15 protein-coding genes are annotated in these 18,049 nt (G+C 68.2%); 10 read left to right on the top strand and 5 right to left on the bottom strand.

Annotated features, from left to right (window positions below; all coding sequences use genetic code 11):
- Positions 1-11: 11 nt before the first annotated feature.
- Positions 12-533: a hypothetical protein gene (locus tag MKK50_RS19115; protein ID WP_253373309.1), complete on the bottom strand. Its 522-nt coding sequence runs from the start codon at positions 531-533 to the stop codon at positions 12-14.
- Between the two features lie 160 nt (positions 534-693).
- On the opposite strand from MKK50_RS19115, the gene MKK50_RS19110 reads away from it, so the two are divergent.
- Entirely contained in the window at positions 694-1,836 is a 1,143-nt protein-coding gene (locus MKK50_RS19110; RefSeq protein WP_499024631.1) for a PA0069 family radical SAM protein, read from the top strand.
- A gap of 254 nt (positions 1,837-2,090) precedes the next feature.
- On the opposite strand, the gene rnhB is transcribed toward MKK50_RS19110, so the two are convergent.
- The 3 genes from rnhB to MKK50_RS19095 all read right to left on the bottom strand — a co-directional run bounded on the left by rnhB (position 2,091) and on the right by MKK50_RS19095 (position 4,785).
- Complete coding sequence (gene rnhB, locus MKK50_RS19105; RefSeq protein ID WP_499024628.1) at positions 2,091-2,741, bottom strand: ribonuclease HII; 651 nt, start codon at positions 2,739-2,741, stop codon at positions 2,091-2,093.
- Between the two features lie 129 nt (positions 2,742-2,870).
- On the bottom strand, positions 2,871-3,947 hold the full coding sequence (locus MKK50_RS19100; protein ID WP_499024626.1) for a glycosyltransferase family 4 protein: 1,077 nt from the start codon (positions 3,945-3,947) through the stop codon (positions 2,871-2,873).
- 25 nt (positions 3,948-3,972) lie between these two features.
- On the bottom strand, positions 3,973-4,785 hold the full coding sequence (locus tag MKK50_RS19095) for a UDP-2,3-diacylglucosamine diphosphatase (protein ID WP_499024624.1): 813 nt from the start codon (positions 4,783-4,785) through the stop codon (positions 3,973-3,975).
- A gap of 653 nt (positions 4,786-5,438) precedes the next feature.
- On the opposite strand from MKK50_RS19095, the gene MKK50_RS19090 reads away from it, so the two are divergent.
- From MKK50_RS19090 to MKK50_RS19050, 9 genes are all read left to right on the top strand, one after another.
- Positions 5,439-6,647, top strand: coding sequence for an aminotransferase class V-fold PLP-dependent enzyme (locus tag MKK50_RS19090; protein ID WP_499024622.1), 1,209 nt, complete (start codon positions 5,439-5,441; stop codon positions 6,645-6,647).
- 163 nt (positions 6,648-6,810) lie between these two features.
- Positions 6,811-7,755 carry a D-2-hydroxyacid dehydrogenase gene (locus tag MKK50_RS19085; protein WP_253373303.1) on the top strand — a complete coding sequence of 315 codons (945 nt, stop codon included), beginning with the start codon at positions 6,811-6,813 and terminating at the stop codon, positions 7,753-7,755.
- Positions 7,756-7,901: 146 nt separating this feature from the next.
- Positions 7,902-8,768, top strand: coding sequence for an NADP-dependent methylenetetrahydromethanopterin/methylenetetrahydrofolate dehydrogenase (locus MKK50_RS19080; protein ID WP_253373301.1), 867 nt, complete (start codon positions 7,902-7,904; stop codon positions 8,766-8,768).
- Positions 8,769-8,903: 135 nt separating this feature from the next.
- Positions 8,904-9,530: a methenyltetrahydrofolate cyclohydrolase gene (fchA, locus tag MKK50_RS19075; RefSeq protein ID WP_499024617.1), complete on the top strand. Its 627-nt coding sequence runs from the start codon at positions 8,904-8,906 to the stop codon at positions 9,528-9,530.
- 420 nt (positions 9,531-9,950) lie between these two features.
- Positions 9,951-11,123 carry a malate--CoA ligase subunit beta gene (locus MKK50_RS19070; protein WP_499024615.1) on the top strand — a complete coding sequence of 391 codons (1,173 nt, stop codon included), beginning with the start codon at positions 9,951-9,953 and terminating at the stop codon, positions 11,121-11,123.
- Positions 11,124-11,145: 22 nt separating this feature from the next.
- Positions 11,146-12,036, top strand: a complete 891-nt coding sequence (gene sucD, locus MKK50_RS19065; protein WP_056196273.1) for a succinate--CoA ligase subunit alpha — start codon at positions 11,146-11,148, stop codon at positions 12,034-12,036.
- 281 nt (positions 12,037-12,317) lie between these two features.
- Positions 12,318-15,086: a phosphoenolpyruvate carboxylase gene (locus MKK50_RS19060; protein ID WP_499024611.1), complete on the top strand. Its 2,769-nt coding sequence runs from the start codon at positions 12,318-12,320 to the stop codon at positions 15,084-15,086.
- Positions 15,087-15,273: 187 nt separating this feature from the next.
- Positions 15,274-16,248: an HpcH/HpaI aldolase/citrate lyase family protein gene (locus MKK50_RS19055; protein WP_253373291.1), complete on the top strand. Its 975-nt coding sequence runs from the start codon at positions 15,274-15,276 to the stop codon at positions 16,246-16,248.
- A 435-nt stretch (positions 16,249-16,683) separates the two neighbouring features.
- Positions 16,684-17,559, top strand: coding sequence for a dienelactone hydrolase family protein (locus tag MKK50_RS19050; RefSeq protein WP_499024606.1), 876 nt, complete (start codon positions 16,684-16,686; stop codon positions 17,557-17,559).
- 42 nt (positions 17,560-17,601) lie between these two features.
- On the opposite strand, the gene MKK50_RS19045 is transcribed toward MKK50_RS19050, so the two are convergent.
- Positions 17,602-17,979, bottom strand: a complete 378-nt coding sequence (locus tag MKK50_RS19045; protein ID WP_253373287.1) for a 4a-hydroxytetrahydrobiopterin dehydratase — start codon at positions 17,977-17,979, stop codon at positions 17,602-17,604.
- Positions 17,980-18,049: the final 70 nt, after the last annotated feature.

Genomic DNA, 18,049 nt, shown 5'->3' with positions numbered 1-18,049 from the left:
CGGTCGCGGGCTCAGGCGCGGTCGAGCCGGGCGGTCAGCATCCGCACCTTGAGGCGGGGCGAGAACGGCAGGCCCGCCAGCACCCGCTCCCGCCGCACCACATCGCCCGCCCGCGGTCCGCGCGCGCCGACCACGCTCTCTCCTCGTGCGGCGATCCGAGCCGGTAGAGCACCGTATGCCCGTCGCATCCGGCCGAGCGCCATGTCCGGCCGCGCCGTGCCGACGAAGCGGTCGAGGCTGCGGATCCAGCCCTCCGCCGGGATGTCGCCCGGCTCCAGGCACAGCAGCCACTCGCGCCGCGCCGCCCGCGCGCCCGCGCTCCACGGGTTGGCGCCGGGCGGGCGCACAACCAAGGTCGCGCCGCTGCCTTCGGCCACCGTCTCAAGCGCGGGGCAGGCCTCCGCCGTCACGATCACCGCGTCGCCCACGAGCCCGGCCGCCACGCCCGCGACGAGTGCGCTCAGCGTGTCGGCGAGGCACTCGATCGCGGCAGGGTCGGCGGATCGCGCCACGTGGATGAGGCCGGAGATCATGGGGGGCGAATACCCGATTTTCCGCCTTCGCAAAGCACTCGTTGCGCTGCCCTCGCCTTCGACGGCCCCGGAGGACGGACAAAGCCCTCACCTGCATGAAACTTGTGCATCCCCGCTTTTCATGTTCGCGCTATGTTCTTATGAAGAACGCGAGCATGGCATGACGGTGGGGTTCGGGGTGGGTGACGGACAGACGCCGCTTCGGGGAAAGCCGACCGGCTTCTCACACGGCGGTTCCCCGGTCGCGCCGGAGGCACGGCGCGGTCGCGGGGCGACCGCCAACCCGGAGGGGCGCTTCGAGGCGACCCGGCACGAGACCTTCGACGATGGCTGGCCGGGGGAGGCGGAACGTGTCCGGCGTACGGAGGTGACGCCGGAACGCGCCCGCCACATCATCACCCGCAACGCCTCGCCGGACATCTCGTTCGACCGGTCGATCAATCCGTATCGCGGCTGCGAGCACGGCTGCGTCTACTGCTTCGCCCGGCCGAACCACGGCTATGTCGGGCTCTCGCCGGGTCTCGATTTCGAGACGCGGCTGTTTTCGAAACCCGATGCGGCCGCCCTGCTGGAGCGCGAGCTGTCGGCGCCGGGCTACCGGCCGCGGACCATCGCGCTCGGCACCGCGACCGACCCCTACCAGCCGATCGAGCGCACGCACGGCATCACCCGCGCCGTGCTGGAGGTGCTGGCCCGGTTCCGCCATCCCGTCGGCATCGTCACGAAGTCGAACCTGATCCTGCGCGACCGCGATCTCCTCGCCGAGATGGCGGCGCAGGATCTCGTGAAGGTGGCGATCTCCGTGACCACCCTCGATCCGGATCTCGCCCGCCGCATGGAGCCGCGCGCGCCGCATCCGCGCAAGCGCCTGGAGGCGATCCGGAGCCTGAGTGAGGCGGGTGTGCCGGTGATGGCGATCGCCGCACCCGTCATCCCCTCGCTCAACGATCACGAGATCGAGGCGATCCTCGAAGCGGCCCGGACGGCGGGCGCGCGGGAGGCCAACTACGTGCTGCTGCGCCTGCCGCACGAACTCGACGAACTGGTCGGCGATTGGTTCTCGGAGCATTATCCGGGGCGCAAGGCGCACGTCTTCTCCCTGCTGAGCGGGGCCCGCGGCGGCAAGGCCTACGACGCCGCCTTCGGCACCCGCATGATCGGGCAGGGCCCCTATGCCGACCTGATCCGCCGCCGCTTCGCCCTGGCCAAGCGCCGCCTCGGCTATGCGGAAGAACCGGTGCGCCAAACGACGGAGCTGTTTCGCCGGCCGGAGAGGGCAGGGGATCAGCTCGCTTTGTTTTGAGGAGGCTCGGGGGAGGGAGAGCGCATCCCCTCGCTCCGCCTGCGGGGAGAGGGCTTTGCCGACCTCGTCGTCGGCAAAGCGAGGCGGCAGCCGAGGGTGAGGGGGCTTGGCCGGAACAGGCTGATCCTGAGCCACCCCCTCACCGCCGCTGCGGCTGCGCCTCCGCTTCCCATGGGCAAGACGGGGTGGCCATGGGCCTCTCCCCGCGTGCGGGGAGAGGGGGGCTCAACGGGACACGCAGCGATCCAACCACGTCACGCGTCCGAGAGGGCACGCGCGGTCTCGAACCGCCCCGTAAAGCTCACCCGGTGGTGCGGGCTGCGACCCTGCGCGGTGAGGCCGGCAAGGTGGGCGGCGGTGCCGTAGCCGGCATTGCGCTCCCAGGCATAGGCCGGGTGGCGCGAGGCCAGACGACGCATGATCTCGTCGCGAACGGTTTTGGCGACGATGGAGGCGGCGGCGATCTGCGGCACGAGGCGGTCTCCGCCGATCACCGCGCGGCAGCCCTGCGTCAGGCCGGGAACCGGATCGCGCCCGTCCACCAGCACGGTCGCATCGAGCCCGAGGTTCAGGACCGCCCGGCGCATGGCGTCGAGGGTCGCGCCGCGCACGTTCACCCGGTCCACCAGCGCCCGCGAGCCCGCCGCGAGCGAAACCCGCGCATGCGCCCGGATCAGCGGGGTCAGCGCCTCGCGCGCGGCACGGTCCAGGCGCTTGCTGTCGTCGAGCCGGGCCAGGATCTCCGGCGGAAAGGCGACGGGGTCGAACCAGACGGCCGCCACCATCACCGGACCGCACAGAGCCCCACGCCCGACCTCGTCGCAGCCGATCACCGCCGGATAGGTCGCGGCAAGTGCCGGATCGAACGGGCGCGGGGCTTTGACGGATTTCGGTCGAGGGGCCATGGCGCGGACCCTCGCATTCTCACGCCCACCCGTCATCCTGGGCCGGGTCAAAACCCGGCGGACAAGGGGGACCACACTGAAAAAGTATCCGGCGGCATCCGATTGGTCCCGCCGGAAGGTCGGCGTCGTTCAGCCGGGGCGCGGCAGCGGGGCGCTGCTCGGATGGCGGGCGGAACGCCGAGCCGATCCGGGCGCGTGGGCGGTCGCAATGTTGTCGTAGAACTGGCGGGCGCTCTCGGCCCAGGTATAGCGCATCGCCTCCGCGCGGCAGCGCGCCCGCGGGATCGCGAGCGCGGCGAGTGCTGCCGTGCGCAAGTCCGCGTCGAGGGCGCCCGCGCCGGTGCCGCCGATCACGTCAAGGGGGCCGGTCACCGGATAGGCCGCCACCGGCAGGCCCGAGGCGAGCGCTTCGAGCAGGACGATGCCGAAGGTGTCGGTCAGGCTCGGAAACACGAAGGCGTCGGCGCTGGCATAGACCCGCGCCAGCGCCTCGCCGGTGAGCGCACCGAGGAAATGCGCGTCCGGCGCCAGCGCCTCGAGCCGCGCCCGATCCGGCCCGTCGCCGACCACGACCTTTGAGCCCGGCAGGTCGAGGCTGAGGAAGGCGGCGAGGTTCTTCTCGACCGCGAGCCGGCCGACCGAGAGGAAGATCGGCCGCGGCAGATCGCGCAACGGGCCGGCTTCGGTCTCTTCATCGCGGGGGCGAAAAAGGTCGGTATCGACGCCGCGGGTCCAGCGCATCAGGTGGGTGAAGCCGCGCCCGGCCAACTCCCGTTCGAGGGAGGGCGTGCTGACCATGGTGCCGCTCGCCGCGGCGTGGAAGCGGCGCAGCCACGCATAGCTCCAGGCCTCCGGCACGGGGGCGCGGGCGGCGAGGTATTCGGGAAAGCGGGTGTGGTAGCTCGTGGTGAAAGCCTGCCCCCGTGACAGGCAGGCGGCGCGCACCGCATGGCCGATCGGCCCTTCGGTGGCGATGTGCACATGGGTCGGCGCGAGCCGCTCCCAGCGCGACAGCACCCGGCCGCGAGTGATCAGCGAGAGCCGGATCTCGCGGTAGCCCGGCATCGGCAGGGAGGGGAAGTCGGCCGGCGTCAGCATCAGCGCCTCGACGCCAAGGCCGGCGGCGGCCTCGGCCATGCGCTCCACGGAGCGCACCACGCCGTTGACCTGCGGGTGCCACGCATCGGTGGCGAGCAGCAGCCTCATGCGGGTCTCGTGTGTGGGGGAAAGGTCAGGCGACGGCGCGTCGGATCTCGGGCTCGAAGCTCTCCGCGGCGCGGCGCTCGCGCAGCAGGGTCGGGTAGTGCAGCACCTCCATGCGGCCGTCGTAATGCTCGACGATGCCGGTGCAGGATTCCACCCAATCGCCGGTGTTGAGGTAGGTCAGCCCCTCGACCTCGCGGTGGGCCGCGTGGTGGATGTGGCCGCAGATCACCCCGTCCGCGCCCTGGCGCCGGGCTTCCGTGGCGAGGAAGGTCTCGAACTGGCCGATGAAGTTGACCGCGTTCTTCACCTTGAGCTTCGCCCAGGCCGAGAGCGACCAGTAGGCGAGGCCGAGGCGGCGGCGCACCCGGTTGACCACGGTGTTGACCGCGAGCGCCGAGGTGTAGGCCCAGTCGCCCAGATGCGCGAGCCACTTGGAGTGGCGCACCACCATGTCGAACTGGTCGCCGTGGATGACGAGGTAGCGCTTGCCGTCGGCCGCGACGTGGACCCGGCTGTCGGCGATCTCGATGCCGCCGAAGGTCATGCCGATATAGTCGCGCAGGAACTCGTCGTGGTTGCCCGGCACGTAGACGACGTGGGCGCCTTTCCGCACCTTGCGCAGCAGCTTCTGCACCACGTCGTTATGCGCCTGCGGCCAGTACCAGCCCGAGCGGAGCTGCCAACCGTCGACGATATCGCCGACGAGGTAGATCGTGTCGGCATCGACGTCGCGCAGGAAGTCGAGCAGCAGGGACGCCTGACAGCCCTTGGTGCCGAGATGCAGATCGGACAGGAAGAGCGTCCGAACGCGGATGGTCGATTCCGGATCTTGGGACACGGGCGCCTCCGGCTCCTCACAACCGCATCGCGATGCGGGAGAGCCAAATCGCATTCCGATCTCAGTTTGATGACGGCGGGGTGCATCAACCTGCCCCGCTTCCGCGCTCCGGCCGGCCTTTCCCGGTTTCGGGCATCGCGTCCGCCCACGGCGCGCCGCAGACCCCGCCCGCGGCCGGCGCATACGAAAATCTTTTTGTTTTTCAGTTCAGTTTTTTCCGTTTTCCATTCCCCGGCGGGGGAGGCATAACGGCAGCCAAGGTCATCCGCCGTGCGTGCCTCGTGCATGCGCAGCAGCACCCGGCAGAGGTGTGGGAATGGCCGCGACGGATGGGAGCGCTGGACACGCAGCAGGAGCGCGCTTGAATGCGGCGCTGGGCTGACGCATCGAGGGTTCTGTCCTTTGGAGGCGACCGGCGCGGCTGCACGCGCCGCGACGCGGGCGGCACGACGGCCGCTTCGCCGCTCCGGGACGGTCAACGATCCGACATCGCAGTGGTACGGTCCCGGCCGGCGAAAGGCATCTTTGCGCGCGGCCTTGCGGCGGGACTGAACGACGTTTCGCGGCGGGCTTGCGCCCGCCATCAGGATCGGGCGGGATCGCGGCCGCGAAGGGCCGCTCTGCCCAGAACGACTTAATTGGAGGAAATTCTCATGGCGGCAACGAGACGTCCGGGACGCAACCACCTGTTCGTTCCCGGCCCGACCAACATCCCGGACCGGGTGATGCGCGCCATGTCGGTGCAGTCCGAGGATCACCGCTCGGTCGATTTCCCGTCGCTGACGAAGCCGCTGTTCGAGGACACCAAGAAGGTGTTCGGCTCGACCGAAGGCACGATCTTCCTGTTCCCAGCCTCCGGCACGGGCATCTGGGAATCGGCGCTGACCAACACGCTCGCCCGCGGCGACAAGGTGCTGGCCGCCCGCTTTGGCCAGTTCAGCCACCTCTGGATCGACATGGCCCAGCGCCTCGGCCTGGACGTGATCGTCCAGGAAGAGGAGTGGGGCACCGGCGCCAAGCCCGAGAAGATCGAGGAGGCCCTGCGCGCCGACAAGAACCATGAGATCAAGGCCGTCATGGTGGTCCATAACGAGACCGCGACCGGCGTGACCTCCAACATCGGCGCCGTGCGCAAGGCGATCGACGCCGCCGGCCACCCGGCCCTGCTGTTCGTGGACGGCGTGTCGTCCATCGGCTCGCTGCCCTTCAAGGCCGACGAGTGGAAGGTCGATTGCGCCATCGCCGGCTCCCAGAAGGGCCTGATGCTGCCCGCCGGCCTCGGCGTGCTCTGCGTCAGCCAGAAGGCGCTCAAGGCTGCCGAGGGCCAGTCCGGCCGCAACGACCGGCTCGCCCGCGTCTACTTCGACTGGGAAGACCAGAAGAAGCAGAACCCGACCGGCTACTTCCCCTACACCCCGCCGCTGCCGCTCCTCTACGGCCTGCGCGAGGCGCTCGCCTGCCTGTTCGAGGAAGGCCTGGAGAACGTCTACCACCGCCACGCCGTGCTCGGTGAGGCGACCCGCCAGGCCGTCGCGGCCTGGGGCTTAAAGACCTGCGCCAAGTCGCCGGAGTGGAACTCCGACACCGTCACCGCCATCCTGGCGCCCGAAGGTGTGGATGCGGCCAAGATCATCAAGCACGCCTATGTGCGCTACAACCTCGCCCTCGGCGCCGGCCTGTCCCAGGTCGCGGGCAAGGTGTTCCGCATCGGCCACGTCGGTGACCTGAACGAACTCTCGCTGCTCGGCGCGATCGCCGGTGCCGAGATGTCGCTCATCGACAACGGCGTGAACGTGACCCCCGGTTCGGGTGTTGCCGCCGCCTCCAGCTACCTGCGCGAGAACCCCCTCGCCAAGGCCTGAATTTTGGTGAGCGGCGCCGGTTCCAACGGCGCCGCTTCCGCTAAGTAGAGAAAGGCGCCCCGCGGACGATCCGGCTTGCCGGATCGTCCGCGGGAGACGCTTCGAGACAGTGAGGAAACGGGGCCGGCGTTACGCCCGCCGGTCGATCCGGAAGGGGTCCAGAATGACAAAGAAAGTCGTCTTCCTCGATCGCGAGTCGCTCGACGCGACCGTGCGCGAATTCAACTTCCCGCACGAGTACAAGGAATACGAGTCGACCTGGACGCCGGAGGAGATCGTCGAGCGCCTTCAGGGTGCCGAGATCGCGCTCATCAACAAGGTGCCGATGCGCGCCGACACGCTGAAGCAGCTTCCCGACCTGAAGCTGATCGCGGTGGCCGCCACGGGCACGGACGTCGTCGACAAGGCTGCTGCCAAGGCGCAGGGCATCACCGTCGTCAACATCCGCAACTACGCCTTCAACACCGTGCCCGAGCACGTGGTCGGGCTGATGTTCGCCCTGCGTCGGGCGATCGTCCCCTACGCGAATTCCGTGCGCCGGGGGGATTGGAACAAGTCGAAGCAGTTCTGCTACTTCGATTACCCGATCTACGACATCGCCGGCTCGACGCTCGGCATCATCGGCTACGGCGCGCTCGGCAAGTCGATCGCCAAGCGGGCGGAAGCCCTCGGCATGAAGGTGCTGGCCTTCGACGTGTTCCCCCAGGATGGGCTCGTGGATCTCGATACGATCCTGACCCAGTCCGACGTCATCACGCTGCACGTGCCGCTGACCCCCGACACCAAGAACATGATCGGGGCCGAGCAGCTCAAGAAGATGAAGAAGTCCGCGATCCTCATCAACACCGCCCGCGGCGGGCTGGTGGACGAGGCGGCCCTGCTCCAGGCGCTCAAGGACGGCACCATCGGCGGCGCCGGCTTCGACGTGGTGGCCCAGGAGCCGCCGAAGGACGGCAACATCCTGTGCGACGCCGACCTGCCGAACCTGATCGTCACGCCCCACGTGGCCTGGGCGAGCAAGGAGGCGATGCAGATCCTCGCCGACCAGCTCGTGGACAACGTCGAGGCCTACGTCGCGGGCAAGCCGCAGAACGTCGTAGAGGCGTGAGTGGCTGCGGCGCCAAACGGGGCCGCGCTATGAGAAACATCTCAGGGGCGAGGACGATCGGGGCCGGATGGCCCTGGGCTTATCCTCCCTACGGACGTGCCGCGTGACCCGTCACGGCGGCCCATGAACAACCGGCCAGAGGAATCATGTCCAAGAAGCTGCTCTTCCAGTTCGACACCGATGCCGCCCCGAGCGTGTTCGACGTCGTCGTCGGCTACGACGGCGGTGCCGACCACATCGCCGGCTACGGCAACGTCACGCCCGAGAATGTCGGCGCCTATGTCGACGGCACGATCTACACCCGCGGCGGTAAAGAGAAGCAGTCGACGGCGATCTTCGTCGGCGGCGGCGACATGGCCGCTGGCGAGCGGGTGTTCGAGGCGGTGAAGAAGCGCTTCTTCGGACCGTTCCGCGTCTCCTGCATGCTGGACTCGAACGGCTCCAACACGACCGCCGCGGCGGGCGTGGCGCTCGTCGTCAAGGCGGCGGGTGGCTCGGTGAAGGGCAAGAAAGCCGTGGTGCTCGCGGGCACCGGCCCGGTCGGCATGCGCTCCGCGGCGCTGCTGGCCGGCGAGGGCGCCGAGGTCGTGCTGTGCGGGCGCAAGCTCGACAAGGCGCAGGCCGCGGCCGATTCCGTGAACAAGCGCTTCAAGGTGAACGTCACCGCGGCCGAGACGCCGGACGACGCCTCGCGCTCGGAAGCGGTGAAAGGCGCCCATCTCGTCTTCGCCGCCGGCGCGATCGGCCTCGAATTGTTGCCGCAGGCGACCTGGCAGAACGAAGCCTCGATCGAGATCGTGGCCGACTACAACGCCCAGCCGCCGCTCGGCATCGGTGGCATCGACGCGACCGACAAGGGCAAGGAGTACGGCGGGAAGCGCGCCTTCGGTGCGCTCGGCATCGGCGGCCTGAAGCTCAAGCTGCACCGCGCCTGCATCGCCAAGCTGTTCGAGTCGAGCGAGGGCGTCTTCGACGCCGAGGAGATCTACAAGCTCGCCAAGGAAATGGCCTGACGGCTTCATAGCCTAGGGCATCGTCCCGAAAGATGGTTGCCGTCTTTCGAGACGATGCAAAAACGAAAACTTGGGGTGGCGCCAGCCTTCGGCGCCGCCTCGATGAATCAACAAGAACCGACAGGGGAGGGACCCATGGCCGCGAACGAGACGATCGAAACATTCCTCGACGGGCTCGCCAGCTCGGCTCCCACCCCCGGCGGCGGCGGGGCCGCCGCGATCTCCGGCGCTATGGGCGCGGCGCTGGTCTCGATGGTGTGCAACCTCACCATCGGCAAGAAGAAATACGTCGAGGTCGAGGCCGACCTGAAGCAGGTGCTGGAGAAGTCGGAAGGCTTGCGCCGCACGCTTACCGGCATGATCGCCGACGACGTGGAAGCCTTCGATGCGGTGATGGGCGCCTACGGGCTGCCGAAGAATACCGACGAGGAGAAGGCCGCCCGCGCCGCCAAGATCCAGGAAGCGCTCAAGACGGCGACCGACGTGCCGCTCGCCTGCTGCCGCGTCTGCCGCGAGGTGATCGATCTGGCCGAGATCGTCGCCGAGAAGGGCAATCTCAACGTCATCTCCGATGCCGGCGTCGCCGTTCTCTCGGCCTATGCCGGTCTGCGCTCGGCCGCGCTCAACGTCTACGTCAACGCCAAGGGGCTCGACGACCGCGCCTTTGCCGAGGAGCGGCTGAAGGAGCTGGAAGGCCTGCTGGCCGAGGCAGGTGCGCTCAACGAGCGGATCTATGAGACCGTGAAGGCCAAGGTGAACTGAGCCGTTCGCGCCCCTGCCATCCTCGCGAGTGAGCGCGGGGCGATTCAGGGGCGTGACGTTTCCGGACGGGGCTCAAGCCCGCGATTGCGTCGGCTCCGCTTCAACAGAGCGGATGCAGATATCCTCCGCCCGACCCTGTGCCTCATCCTGAGGTGCCGCGAAGCGGCCTCGAAGGATCCTCCCGGGATCGCGTGGCCGCCGGACGATCCGTCGTCTCAGGCGGAAGCGGATGAGACGAGCCTTGTTATGCTCCGTCCCCGCACCGGACGATTCGCAGTTGAGAAGCCCGCTAAGTCTCTGACGGGCAAGCAAACTGAACCACTACAAAAGAAAAAATTGAGAGCTGACCCGCTTCCCGAAAAGTAATTTTTCCGCGAAGGTCGGCCCAACAAAAACGACGGAAACGCGAAGGAGGTCTCGATGGACGTTCACGAGTACCAAGCCAAGGAGCTGCTCGCGAGCTTCGGGGTCGCCGTCCCGAAGGGCGCCGTGGCCTTCAGCCCGGATCAGGCGGTCTATGCGGCGACCGAGCTCGGCGGCTCGTTCTGGGCGGTGAAGGCCCAGATCCATGCCGGCGCCCGCGGCAAAGCGGGCGGGATCAAGCTCTGTCGCACCTACAACGAAGTGCGCGATGCCGCCCGCGACCTGCTGGGCAAGCGCCTCGTCACGCTCCAGACCGGCCCCGAGGGCAAGCCGGTGCAGCGCGTCTACATCGAGACCGCCGATCCGTTCGAGCGCGAACTCTATCTCGGCTACGTGCTGGACCGGAAGGCCGAGCGCGTCCGCGTCATCGCCTCTCAGCGCGGCGGCATGGACATCGAGGAGATCGCCGCCAAGGAGCCCGAGGCGCTGATCCAGGTCGTGGTCGAGCCGGCGGTGGGCCTGCAGCAGTTCCAGGCCCGCGAGATCGCGTTCCAGCTCGGCCTCAACATCAAGCAGGTCTCGGCCGCGGTGAAGACCATCATGAACGCCTACCGGGCGTTCCGCGACTGCGACGGCACCATGCTGGAGATCAACCCGCTCGTCGTCACCAAGGACGACCGGGTTCTGGCGCTCGACGCCAAGATGTCCTTCGACGACAACGCCCTGTTCCGCCGCCGCAATATCGCGGACATGCACGATCCGTCCCAGGGCGACCCGCGCGAGGCCCAGGCCGCCGAGCACAATCTCAGCTATATCGGCCTCGAGGGCGAGATCGGCTGCATCGTCAACGGTGCCGGGCTCGCCATGGCGACCATGGACATGATCAAGCACGCGGGCGGTGAGCCGGCGAACTTCCTCGATGTCGGCGGCGGTGCTTCGCCCGACCGCGTCGCCACGGCCTTCCGCCTCGTCCTGTCGGACCGCAACGTGAAGGCGATCCTCGTCAACATCTTCGCCGGCATCAACCGCTGCGACTGGGTCGCGGAAGGTGTGGTGAAGGCCGCGCGCGAGGTGAAGATCGACGTGCCGCTGGTGGTGCGGCTCGCCGGCACGAACGTCGATGAGGGCAAGAAGATTCTCGCAGAGAGCGGGCTCGACCTCATCACCGCCGACACCCTTACGGAAGCCGCGCGCAAGGCTGTCGAAGCCTGCCCCGGCGCCAAGCACTGACGAACGGGGGAGGAATCACGCCATGAGCATTCTCATCGACGAGAAGACCCCGATCATCGTCCAGGGTATCACGGGCGACAAGGGTACCTTCCACGCCAAGGAAATGATCGCCTACGGCTCCAACGTCGTCGGCGGCGTCACGCCGGGCAAGGGCGGCAAGACCCATTGCGGCGTGCCGGTGTTCAACACCGTCAAGGAGGCCGTGGAGGCGACCGGCGCCACCACTTCGATCACCTTCGTGGCGCCCCCCTTCGCGGCGGACGCGATCATGGAGGCGGCCGATGCCGGGCTCAAGCTCGTCTGCTCGATCACCGACGGCATCCCCGCTCAGGACATGATGCGGGTGAAACGCTACCTCCGGCGCTATCCCAAGGAGAAGCGCACGATGGTGGTGGGCCCGAACTGCGCGGGCATCATCTCGCCCGGCAAGTCGATGCTCGGCATCATGCCCGGCCACATCTACCTGCCCGGCAAGGTCGGCGTGATCTCCCGCTCCGGCACGCTGGGCTACGAGGCCGCCGCGCAGATGAAGGAACTCGGCATCGGCATCTCGACCTCAGTCGGCATCGGCGGCGATCCGATCAACGGCTCCTCCTTCCTCGACCATCTCGCGCTGTTCGAGCAGGATCCCGAGACGGAAGCGGTGCTGATGATCGGCGAGATCGGCGGTCCGCAGGAGGCCGAGGCCTCAGCCTGGATCAAGGAGAACTTCTCCAAGCCCGTGATCGGCTTCGTGGCCGGGCTGACGGCTCCGAAGGGCCGCCGCATGGGGCATGCCGGCGCGATCATTTCGGCCACCGGCGACAGCGCTGCGGAGAAGGCCGAGATCATGCGCTCCTACGGCCTGACCGTGGCGCCCGATCCGGGCTCCTTCGGCAGCACCGTGGCCGACGTGCTCGCCCGCGCGGCCTGAGGCACTCTCCGTCGGCGGCGCTTCTCCTGTCCAACGCCTCACCCTGAGGTGCCGCGACGCGGCCGCGAAGGGTCCTCCAGATCGCGGGCGATTCCTGGACGACCCTTCGAGGCTTCCGCTTCGCTCCAGCACCTCAGGATGAGGGTGAGGGTTGGGGCAAACGAGCACGAGGTCTCCATTCCGGCCTGCGGGGAGGAAGCGCCCCGACGATCGAATCAATCCGCCCGCCCAAAGGCATCAGCCTGCGGAACTCCGAAAAGAACCTCGCCAGGGGGGATCCCATGACCAAGACGCTGCACGCCCGGCCGTCAGCCGCGACCGACACGACCTTCGCGCCGCCGGTCATCACCGGCACGGCCACCGAGGACGCCCTCGAGATCTTGTTCCACGCCCTGCTCGACGTGGCCCGCCGCCACGATCCCGAGCTGGAGGACGTGCTGCACGGCCGCGCCGACATCTCGTCCTTCACGCCGGAGATGCTGGCCCGCGCGCTCCAGGTGCAGGGCATCTGGTTTCAGCTCGTCTCGATCGCCGAGCAGAACGCGGCCATGCGCCGCCGCCGCCATGTCGAGCGCGACCAGGGCCGCGAGGCGCTGAACGGCTCCTTCGCCAAGGTGCTGGCCGAGGCCTCCGCCCGGGGCATCGGCCCGCAGCAGATCCACGCGCTGCTGAAAGACCTGCGCATCCGCCCGACCATCACCGCGCATCCCACCGAGGGCAAGCGCGTGACGGTGCTGGAGAAGCTGCGCCGCATCTACCTCGTTCTGCGCGAGTTGGAACTGCCGCGCTGGACCGAGCGCGAGCGCAACGGCCTGATGAACGAGCTGCGCGACCAGATCGAGCTGATCTGGATGACGGGTGAGCTGCATCTGGAGAAGGCCACCGTCGAGCGCGAGGTCGCCTGGGGCCTGCACTTCTTCGACGAGACCCTGTTCGAGATGCTGCCCGAGATGCTGCTCTCGTTGGAGGAGAGCCTCGCGCAGTATTATCCCGACGAGACCTTCGAGGTGCCGCCGTTCTTCCAGTTCGGAAGCTGGATCGGCGGCGACCGCGACGGCAACCCCTACGTGACCGCCAGCGTGACCCGCGAGACGCTTCAGCGCAACGCGCTGGCGAGCTTGCGCCGCTACCGCGACGGCATCACCCATCTCGGCCGGGTGCTGTCGATCACCGAGCGCTCGCTGCCGGTGCCGGAGACCTTCGGCCGTGAACTGGCGCACATGCTGGCCGAGTCCGGCGACGCGCGGGCGATCGCCAGCCGCAATCCCGGCGAGGCTTATCGCCAGTTCCTCTCCTGCGTGCTGCGCAAGCTCGAAGCGACGATCGCCCGCAACAAGGGCGCCCGCTCGGTCGGGCCGGATTATCCGAGCGCCGATGGGCTCATCAATGACCTGCGGACCCTGGAGAGGGGGCTGGCCGATGCCAAGTGCGGCGCGCTCGCCACCGACATCGTGCGGCCCGTGCGGCGGATGGTCGAGATCTTCCGCTTCTCCACCGTGCGGCTCGATCTGCGCGAGAACTCGACCCGCACCACCCGGACGCTGCACGCGCTGTGGAAGCTGCGCAACGGCGACCGCGAGCCGCCGGAACTCGACGCGCCAGCCTGGAAGGAGTGGTTGCTCACCGAGCTCGCCCGCCCGCGCACGCCCGAAACCTCGTTCGAGGATTTCGCCGACCGTCTGCCCGACGATGCGCGCGAGACGCTTGCCACCTTCGCCCTGGTCGGCGAGATGCGCGACACCCTCGACCGCGAAGCCTTCGGCGCCTTCATCCTGTCGATGACGCGTTCCACCGTCGACGTGCTCGGTGCCTACCTGCTCGCCAAGGAGGCCGGCATCTTCCTCGACGCGACGGGGACCGAGATCTGCCCGCTGCCGATCGTGCCGCTGTTCGAAACCATCGACGACCTGCGCGCCGCCCCGGCCATCATGAAGGAGCTGCTCGGCATCCCCGTGGTGCGCCGCTCCACCCGCTGGCAGGGCGGGGTGCAGGAAGTGATGATCGGCTACTCCGACTCCAACAAGGACGGCGGCTTCATCGCCTCGAACTGGGAACTCTACAAGGCGCAGGTGCGGCTGACGACGCTCGGCAACCATCTCGGCGTGCCGATCGCCTTCTTCCACGGCCGCGGCGGTTCGGTGAGCCGCGGCGGCGTACCGACCCATCGCGGCATCGCCGCTCAGCCGCCTGGCTCGATCCAGGGCCGCTTCCGCATCACCGAGCAGGGCGAGGTCGTCTCGTTCAAATACGCCAACCGCGGCACGGCGGCCTACCAGATGGAGCTGCTCGCGGCTTCGGTGTTCGAGCACGCCCTGCTTTCGGAGGGTAACAGCAACGGCTCGCGCGCCGAATTCGACGATGCGCTGGAAGCGCTCTCGGGCGCCTCGCGCGCGGCCTACGTCAACCTGCTCCAGGCCGATGGGCTGGTGGACTACTTCCAGGCGGCGAGCCCGCTCGACGAGATCTCGCTGCTCAACATCGGTTCGCGCCCGGCCCGGCGCTTCGGCGCCAAGTCGCTCTCGGACCTGCGCGCGATCCCCTGGGTGTTCGCATGGTCGCAGAACCGGCACGTCATCACCGGCTGGTACGGCGTCGGATCGGGGCTGAAGAGCTTCATCGACGTCCGCGGCGAGGCGGGCGAAGCCCTGCTCAAGCGCCTGTTCCGGGATTGCCGGGTGTTCCGCCTCGTCCTCGACGAGGTCGAGAAGACCCTGCTGATGGTCGATCTCGAGATCGCCCGCGACTATGCCGGCCTCGTCGAGGACGAGAGCATCCGCGCGCGCATCTTCGGGATGATCGAGGCGGAATACGCGCTGACGCGGGAAATGGTCCTGCGGGTGTCGGGCGACAGCGAACTCGCCCAGCGCTTCCCGCAATTCAGCGAGCGCCTGCGCGGGCGGCTGCCGACCATCAATCAGGTCAGCCGCGAACAGGTCGAGCTGCTGCGCCGCTACCGCAACGAAGCCGACGAGGACAAACGCGAGGCGGTGAAGTCCGCGCTGCTGCTGTCGATCAACTGCATCGCCGTCGGCTTCGGCGCGACTGGATAATGCATACAATCTCGGCGACGTGTTCCGGGCCCGGCTGGACGGCCGGCCTGGACGCGCGAGATAAACCATCGTCACGAAAGGTCGCCGCCGGCTTTCGGAAAACGACGATGCACTTCAAGTGCGGCACGCGACGCCAGAGCGTGACCGCGCGCACGACAAGACGGTCTCACAGAACGGAGGATTCCCGATGAGCTTCACCCTGATCCAGCAGGCCACCCCGCGCCTGCACCGCTCCGAACTCGCGGTTCCTGGCTCCAACCCGACCTTCATGGAGAAGTCGGCCGCCTCGAAGGCCGACGTGATCTTCCTCGACCTCGAAGACGCGGTTGCGCCCGACGACAAGGAGCAGGCCCGCAAGAACATCATCCAGGCCCTGAACGACCTGGATTGGGGCAACAAGACCATGATGATCCGCATCAACGGTCTCGACACCCACTACATGTACCGGGACGTCGTCGACATCGTGGAGGCCTGCCCGCGCCTCGACATGATCCTGATCCCCAAGGTCGGCGTGCCGGCAGACGTCTACGCCATCGACGTGCTGACGACGCAGATCGAGCAGGCCAAGAAGCGCGAGAAGAAGATCGGCTTCGAGGTGCTGATTGAGACCGCGCTCGGCATGGCCAATGTCGAGGCGATCGCGACCTCCTCCAAGCGCCTCGAGGCGATGTCCTTCGGTGTGGCCGACTACGCCGCCTCCACCCGCGCCCGCTCCACCGTGATCGGCGGCGTCAACGTCGATTACAGCGTGCTCACGGACAAGGACGAGGCCGGCAACCGCCAGACCCACTGGCAGGATCCGTGGCTGTTCGCCCAGAACCGCATGCTGGTCGCCTGCCGCGCCTACGGCCTGCGCCCAATCGACGGCCCGTTCGGCGACTTCTCCGATCCGGACGGCTACACCTCGGCGGCCCGCCGCTGCGCCGCGCTCGGCTTCGAGGGCAAGTGGGCGATCCACCCCTCTCAGATCGATCTCGCCAACGAGGTGTTCACCCCCTCCGAGGCCGAGGTCACCAAGGCCCGCCGCATCCTGGAAGCCATGGAAGAGGCCGCCAAGGCCGGCCGCGGCGCCGTCTCCCTCGACGGCCGCCTCATCGACATCGCCTCGATCCGCATGGCCGAGGCGCTGATCCAGAAGGCCGACGCGATGGGTGGCAAGTAAACTCTTCACATGATCGACGGAGGATGGCCGGGTTCGCCCGGCCATTTTCTTTTGAGTGGCCGGCATTCAGGCGCGGCCGTTCCACTCGTCTGATCCGATCCCCGCTTGATCCAAGCGGGGATCGGATCAACAAGCCCGCGCGGCGACTGAGGAGGGTACCCCATCGCGCCAGCGCGATGGGATCCCGCCGAAGCCCAAATCCGCCATCCCAAAGGGATCGACCGGATTTGGTATGCACTGGCATCGACAGGCAGAGCCAGGAGCCCAGCGGCGCAACCGGCCGGAGCCGCACGGCTGATCCCGCCAAGCTGAGCCCCAGCACGCCCCGCCTCGACGGAAGCCAAAGCGCCGCGCCACCGTCGTCATTCGCCGCTGCGCCGCTAACTATGCCGACGGGCACTGTTCCGCTCGATGCTCACATCCCGAGAGGCTCGCATGACCGCGTTCGATGCCGACCTGCGGAGCCTTTCGGCTCAGACGACTCTGTCGCGGCGCACTGTGATCGCCACGAGCCTCGCCACCGGCTTCGCGCTCGCGGCGCAGCCCGTCGCGGCGCAGACCACCATCACCACGGATACGAGCGGGCTGATCGCGGGCGAGGTGAAGATCCCGACAGGGGATGGCGAGATCCCCGCCTACCGGGCGATGCCGAGCGAGGGCGGACCCTTTCCGACGATCCTGGTCGTGCAGGAAATCTTCGGGGTCCACGAACACATCAAGGACGTATGCCGCCGCTTGGCCAAGCTCGGGTATGTCGCCCTGGCGCCCGAACTCTATGCCCGGCAGGGCGACGTCTCCGGGCTCACGAACATTCAGCAGATCGTGAGCGAGGTCGTCTCCAAGGTACCTGACGCTCAAGTGATGGGCGACCTCGACGCGGCGGTCGCCTACGCCAAGGGGACGGGCAAGGCCGACACGGCCCGCCTCGGCATCACCGGTTTCTGCTGGGGCGGGCGCATCACTTGGCTCTACGCCGTGCACAATCCGAGCGTGAAAGCGGGCGTGGCGTGGTACGGGCGGCTCGTCGGCGACAGCTCGGCGCTGACGCCGAAGCACCCGGTCGATGTCGCCGCCGACCTCAAAGCGCCGGTGCTCGGCCTCTACGGCGGGGCCGACCAAGGCATCCCGGTCGCCACGATCGACCGGATGAAGGAGGCCTGCCGCGCCGCCGGCAAGACCTGCGAATTCATCGTCTTTCCCGATGCCCCGCACGCCTTCCATGCCGATTACCGTCCGAGCTACCGAGCGGAGCCGGCGCAGGACGGCTGGAAGCGGCTGCAGGACTGGTTCCGGCAGCACGGTGTGGCTTGAGGCCGATGGCGCCTCGCTCCAGGCCGGAGCGAGGCGCCGGACTTACTTGTCGTACTTGATGTAGGCGAAGCGCGGATCGGTCGGCGTGCCTTCCAGCCCGGCGCCTTCCGTGCCCGGCTGCCAGCCCACCACCTCCTCGATCTTCCGGGCCAAGGCAAAATCCTTCTCGGTGATGCCCTTGGCGGCGTGGTTCATCAGCCGCACCTCGACCCAGGCATAGGATGCGGTGAGGTCGGGGTGGTGCCACGCGGCTTCCGCCAGATGGCCCACGGTGTTGATCACCATCAGCGTGCTCTTCCACGAAGCGGTCTTGTAGGTTCGCCGGATCCAGCCATCCTCCAGCCGCCATTCCGGCAGCTCTTCCTTGAGCCGCCGCTCGACCGTGGCGTCGTCGAGGACGCCTTCACGCGCTTGAGTCATCGTTACCCTCCCTCGAAGAGGGCGAAAACCTGCTTCGGGACCGGCTCGCGCGCAAGCTCAGGATCGCAGA

The sequence above is a fragment of the Methylobacterium sp. J-043 genome, assembly GCF_022829505.1.
Classification (GTDB): Bacteria; Pseudomonadota; Alphaproteobacteria; order Rhizobiales; family Beijerinckiaceae; genus Methylobacterium; species Methylobacterium extorquens_A.
This window is presented reverse-complemented; position numbering and strand designations above follow the sequence as displayed.